Raw genomic sequence first — 5,125 nt, 5'->3', positions numbered from 1 at the left:
TGCGCGACGGCGCGAAGGTGGTCGCCCGCGCCCGGGTCGCCGGCGGGCAGGCCACCGTCGCGCTGCCGCGCCTCACGGTCGGACGCCACCGCCTCACCGCGCGGTTCACGGGATCCGCGCTGGCGGGTGCCTCGACCAGCACGCCGGTCACGGTCACCGTCGTGAAGGCCTCCAGTCGCACCTCCCTCGCGGTGAAGCGGGCGACGAAGCGTGCGAAGCCGGTCAAGGTCGTCGCCACCGTGCGTGCGGCCGGGCACCAGCCCGTGGGCCGGGTCCGCTTCATGGCCGGCTCGAGGGTCCTGAGGACGGTGCGGCTGGTGAAGGGCAGGGCCGTGGCGACGGTGAGGCTCCGCTCCAGCCAGCGGATCCGCGCCGTCTACCTCGGCTCGCGCCAGACCAAGGCCTCGAGTTCGCCGCGGAAGGCTGTCACGGTCAGGCCATAATGGACTGATGCCCAAGATCTCCGCGCCCACGGTCGGCGCGCACCGCGAGGCCCAGCGGGCCTCGTTGGTGCGCGCCGCCGAGGCCGTCCTGCAGGACGAGGGGATGGCCGGCATCAACCCGCGCACCGTCACCGAGCGGGCCGGGATGTCGCGGTCGAGCTTCTACGACTACTTCCCGTCGAGGGACGACCTGCTCATCGCGGTGGCGATCGAGGCGTTCGACCGCTGGAACCACGCCCTCGCGGAGGCGCTCGAGGACGTGCCGCCGGGGCTGCCACGATTGCGCGCCCTGATCGACTCCACGATGCGCATGACGGCGGACGGGGAGCACGACCTGGCGGGCCACTTCCGCCAGGCGGAGTTCTCGCCGAGCCGCTTCGACGACCTCATGGTGCTGCACGATGCACTGCTCCGGCCCGTCGCCGAGGTGCTCGCGGACCTCGGGACGCCCGACCGGTTCGTCGCGCTGGTGCACGGTGCGCTGGGTGCCGGTGTCCAGGCGGTCCAGCACGGCGCGGATCCCGCCACCACGGCGCAGGACGTCTTCGCGCTGCTCGAGTCCGGACTGCCCCGGCGCTGAGCCGTCAGGCCGTCGGTGACACACTGTCGGTATCTTCCCGACAAGGTGTCGGGATCATCCGATCCGAGGGGAACCGATGTTCCTAGCGCTGCGCGAGCTGCTGTTCGCCCGAGGCCGCTTTGCCTTGATGGGCGCGGTGATCTCACTGATCTCCGTGCTGGTCGTCCTGCTCTCCGGCCTGTCCACCGGACTCGTCAACGACGGCGTGTCCGGCCTGAAGGCCATGCCCGTGACGTCGTTCGCCTTCGACGAGGGCACGATGGAGGACAACGCCTTCAGTCGCTCGATCCTCGAGCAGGAGCAGCTCGCGCCGTGGCGCGATGCCGAGGGCGTGAAGGCCGCCGAGCCGATCGGCGTCAGCATCGTCAACTCCACGACCGACGACGACCACCAGGTCGACCTGACCCTGTTCGGCGTCGATCCCGAGGGCTTCCTGGCCCCGGCGACGTCGCTCGGTGACGGCCTCGGCCCGGCGGACGGCATCGTCGTGTCGGAGACGCTCCGGGACGAGGGCGTCGAGGTCGGCACCACCGTGACCCTGGACCGCATCGACGTCGAGCTGACCGTCGTCGGCTTCACCGAGGGCCAGGCGACCTTCGGGCACGTCGACGTCGCCTACCTGCCGCTCGAGACGTGGCAGCTGATCGCCTCCAACTCCGTGCAGCCCGGCGCGCCCACCGCCGCGACGGTCGCCGCGACGGGCTACGACGTGTTCAGTGCGGTCGCCGTCCAGGCGCAGGACGGGGACGAGCCCGACCTCGCCGCGATCGACGCCGAGGCCGGCACGACCAGCATGACGCTCACCGAGTCGTTCAACGCGTCGCCCGGCTACGAGGCCGAGACGATGACGCTCAGCATGATCCAGGTGTTCCTGTACGTCATCTGCGCGCTCGTGGTGGGAGCGTTCTTCACGGTGTGGACGATCCAGCGCGCGGGCGACCTCGCGGTCCTGCGGGCCATCGGGGCGTCCAGTCGCCACCTGCTGCGCGACAGCCTCGCCCAGGCGGCGATCGTGCTGCTCTTCTTCACCGCCGTGGGCGTGGCCGCCGGCGTCGCGGTCGGTGCCGTCATGCCCGCCGCCATGCCGTTCGAGCTGGAGGCCGGACCGGTCGCGGGCGCGTCCGTCCTGACCGTCGTGCTCGGGCTTCTCGGAGCCGCGGTCTCGGTGCTGCGCATCACCCGGATCGATCCGCTCGCCGCGCTGGGAGGCCGTCGATGAACACCACACCCACCCCCGCCCTGGAGATCACGGACGCGACGCTGGAGCTCGGCGACGGCGAGTCGCGCGTCCGCGCCCTCGACCACGTCTCGCTGACGGTCCGCGCCGGCGAGTTCGTCGCCATCGTGGGCCCGTCCGGATCGGGCAAGTCGTCGTTGCTGGCGGTCGCCGGCGCGCTGTCGAACCCCGACTCCGGCTCCGTGCGCGTCCACGGCACCGACCTCGGGACGCTCTCCAAAGGCGCCGCCGCGCGCTTCCGGTTGACCACGATCGGCTTCGTCTTCCAGGCCGGCAACCTGCTCCCGGCGCTGACCGCGGCCGATCAGGTCCGTCTCGCCGGCCGGCTGGCGGGCAACCGGCGGGTCGACCCCGCGGCAGTGCTCGACTCGGTCGGCATGGCCCACCGGGCCAAGCACCGCCCCGGAACCCTCTCCGGTGGCGAGCGCCAGCGCGTCGGCATCGCCCGCGCCCTGGTGAACGATCCGACGCTCCTGCTGGTGGACGAGCCGACGGCCGCGCTGGACCGCAGCCGCAGCCACGAGGTCGTGCGGCTGCTGGCCGACCGGGCGCGCGACGAGAACGTCGCCGTCGTCATGGTCACCCACGACCACGACGTGCTCGAGCACTGTGACCGAGTGCTCGAGATGGTGGACGGGACTCTGACAGAGTTGGCGCATGCTGCCCGAGGGATGGATACCGCACCGTCGCGCCGACGGTGAGACGGTCGGCTGGATCGAGCTCGACGGGGACGAGGTGGCGGCGTTCGACCTGCTGGGGCGCCGCGTCACGGCTCCCGGTGCGGACTGGCACGAGGCCGAGCAGGCGCTCGAGCGGCGCGGCATCGGCTACCTCGCCGAGCAGTACACGCTGACCCTGCCCGACGACACGTTCGTTCCCGTCCGCGTCGGCGAGGCGACCGTCGACCGGGTGACCGTGGTCGAGGACGAGTTCGGGGCCGCGTCCGCGGTGGGCGCCGAACCGAGGAGGCACGTCCTGCCGTTCCCCGTGCCGGCGGGACTGTTGAGGGACTACGTGCGACCACGCGTGGACATCGGCACCTGGCCGGACGCGAGCGGCAAGCCGATCGACTACGGGGCCGTCTACTGGGGCGACGTCGAGCCTCCGGCCGAGGTCTACAGCACGTGCGCGCACCCCGAGAGGTTCGAGCCCGTGGTCACCGTCGCGCGAGCCCTGGTCGATCACCTCGAGCGGACGTACGACGTCGACCGGACCGAGGAGGGTACCGACGGGCGGCAGCGCATCACCCTCACGCCTCGCGGCGGCGGTGGTGCGCCGTTGACGATGCTCTTCCCGTTGCGAGGCCTGCCCGGCGTGGAGCTCGAGGCAGGATTCCGGTACCGCGACATGTGGCCGGATTGCGGGTGCGACGCCTGCGACGACTCGGTGCCCGACCTGCTCGACGACTTTGAGACGATGGTCTTCGCGGTCGTCGAGGGGACCATGAGCGAATGGCGCAGCGAGGCGGACGGCAGCGAGCCGTGGAAGGTGAACGTGCGGTTCGAGGGGCTCACCGAGCAGTCGGAAGGGAGCGACGGCGGACCCGAGCCGCTCGACGTCCCCACGGAGCCGCGCCGGTGGGGAGCGTGGCCGCTCAGGGTGGGCTGAGCCGCATCAGCACGCGTGGGAACCGGTTGAGGACGGAGTCCGTGTCGGCTGCCTTCTCGAAACCGGCACGCTCGAACAGCGCACGGGTGCCCACGTACGCCATCGTCAGGTCGACCTTCGCGCCCTGGTTGTCGACGGGGTAGGCCTCGACGGCGGGAGCACCCTGTGAGAACGCGTACCGGGCCGCGCCCTCGACGAGGTGGTGGGCGATGCCCTGCCCGCGGTGGCCGGGACGCACGCGCACGCACCACAGGCTCCACACGTCGAGGTCGTCGACGTGGGGGATCTTGCGGTTCGTGGCGAAGCTGGTGTCGGCCCTTGGGTGGATCGCGGCCCAGCCGACGACCTCGTCCCCGTCGTGGGCCAGCACGCCGGGCGGACCCTGCGCCATCAGCTCGCGGATCTTCTCGCCGCGGGCCTCGCGATGCAGCTCACGGTTGACCTTCCCGGGTACGCGGTAGCTCAGGCACCAGCACACGTCGGACTCAGGCCGCTTCGGCCCGAGCATCGTGCGCACGTCTTCGAACTCGGTCGCGGGCCGCACCTCGATCGCCATGGTCGGAGCGTAGGACCGCGGACCGACGTTTCCCACTTCGCCGTCCGATCCAGACCTAGGAGGGGACGGTGGTGCGACGCTCGGCGAGCAGGACCGCGCCGACGACCGGCAGCGTCAGCAGCGTCGCCACGGCGCTGAGCGCGCCGAAGCTCCACGCTGCCACGACGACGCCGGCGACCAGGCCGCCGGCGGCTCCGGCCAGGTTCATCGACAGGTCGCTGAAGCCCTGCACCAGCGGCCGGACCGAGGCGTCGAGGCTGCGGGTCAGCAGGGCTGCGCCGGCGATGACGGACATCGACCAGCCGACACCCAGCAGGATGAGCCCGATCGTGATCTGGACGTTCGAGTCGCCCGCGGTCCCGGCGATGCCGCACGCCAGGATCAGCACCGCCTGGCCCAGCAGGATCGTGGGCTCGGCACCCCACCGGTCGGTCGTCCAGCCGAACAGCGGCGACAGCGCGAACATGCCGGCGATGTGCAGGCTGATCGTGAAGCCGATGATCGACAGCGAGGCGCCGTGGCCGGACATGTGCACCGGGGTCAGCGCCATCACCGAGACCATCACGGCGTGCGACAGGGCGACCGCCGCGATCGCGATCGCGGTGGTGCCGCGCACGTGGGGCAGGGCAGCGGCGATCCGCGGCGGGGGAGGGGCGGCGGCGTCCCGGCGGGCGAGCGGATCGGGACGCAGCAGCACCCAC

The 5,125-nt window shown here is 71.9% G+C and carries 7 protein-coding genes; 5 read left to right on the top strand and 2 right to left on the bottom strand.

What is annotated here, in order from left to right:
- The 5 genes from RT323_RS15920 to RT323_RS15900 form a co-directional block, all read left to right on the top strand.
- The coding region (locus tag RT323_RS15920) for an Ig-like domain repeat protein (RefSeq protein ID WP_313410190.1) at positions 1–443 on the top strand (443 nt) is incomplete at its 5' end.
- 7 nt (positions 444–450) lie between these two features.
- The gene (locus tag RT323_RS15915) at positions 451–1,023 is read left to right on the top strand and encodes a TetR/AcrR family transcriptional regulator (RefSeq protein ID WP_313410188.1); all 573 of its coding nucleotides are present in this window, start codon (positions 451–453) and stop codon (positions 1,021–1,023) included.
- A 76-nt stretch (positions 1,024–1,099) separates the two neighbouring features.
- The gene (locus tag RT323_RS15910; protein ID WP_313410186.1) at positions 1,100–2,242 is read left to right on the top strand and encodes an ABC transporter permease; all 1,143 of its coding nucleotides are present in this window, start codon (positions 1,100–1,102) and stop codon (positions 2,240–2,242) included.
- Entirely contained in the window at positions 2,239–2,961 is a 723-nt protein-coding gene (locus tag RT323_RS15905; protein WP_313410185.1) for an ABC transporter ATP-binding protein, read from the top strand. The genes RT323_RS15910 and RT323_RS15905 overlap by 4 nt, the downstream gene beginning before the upstream one ends.
- Positions 2,918–3,868 carry a DUF6226 family protein gene (locus RT323_RS15900; RefSeq protein WP_313410183.1) on the top strand — a complete coding sequence of 317 codons (951 nt, stop codon included), beginning with the start codon at positions 2,918–2,920 and terminating at the stop codon, positions 3,866–3,868. Before RT323_RS15905 ends, RT323_RS15900 begins: the two co-directional genes overlap by 44 nt.
- Here RT323_RS15900 and RT323_RS15895 read toward each other — a convergent pair.
- Both RT323_RS15895 and RT323_RS15890 read right to left on the bottom strand, forming a co-directional pair.
- Positions 3,855–4,424 carry a GNAT family N-acetyltransferase gene (locus RT323_RS15895; RefSeq protein ID WP_313410181.1) on the bottom strand — a complete coding sequence of 190 codons (570 nt, stop codon included), beginning with the start codon at positions 4,422–4,424 and terminating at the stop codon, positions 3,855–3,857. The two genes, RT323_RS15900 and RT323_RS15895, sit on opposite strands and share 14 nt — an antisense overlap.
- Positions 4,425–4,479: 55 nt before the next feature.
- On the bottom strand, positions 4,480–5,125 hold a 646-nt coding region (locus RT323_RS15890; protein ID WP_313410180.1), incomplete at its 5' end, for an MFS transporter.

This window comes from Aeromicrobium sp. (genome assembly GCF_032084975.1).
Classification (GTDB): Bacteria; Actinomycetota; Actinomycetes; order Propionibacteriales; family Nocardioidaceae; genus Aeromicrobium.
Note: the sequence above shows the minus strand (reverse complement) of the source record. Positions and strands in the feature narration are given on the sequence as shown.

Bases quoted from the DNA above. Each gene is read 5' to 3' on its own strand.
- RT323_RS15905 (WP_313410185.1), top strand. From the start codon at position 2,239: ATGAACACCACACCCACCCCCGCCCTGGAGATCACGGACGCGACGCTG.
- RT323_RS15915 (WP_313410188.1), top strand. From the start codon at position 451: ATGCCCAAGATCTCCGCGCCCACGGTCGGCGCGCACCGCGAGGCCCAG.
- RT323_RS15895 (WP_313410181.1), bottom strand. From the start codon at position 4,424: ATGGCGATCGAGGTGCGGCCCGCGACCGAGTTCGAAGACGTGCGCACG.
- RT323_RS15900 (WP_313410183.1), top strand. From the start codon at position 2,918: ATGCTGCCCGAGGGATGGATACCGCACCGTCGCGCCGACGGTGAGACG.
- RT323_RS15910 (WP_313410186.1), top strand. From the start codon at position 1,100: ATGTTCCTAGCGCTGCGCGAGCTGCTGTTCGCCCGAGGCCGCTTTGCC.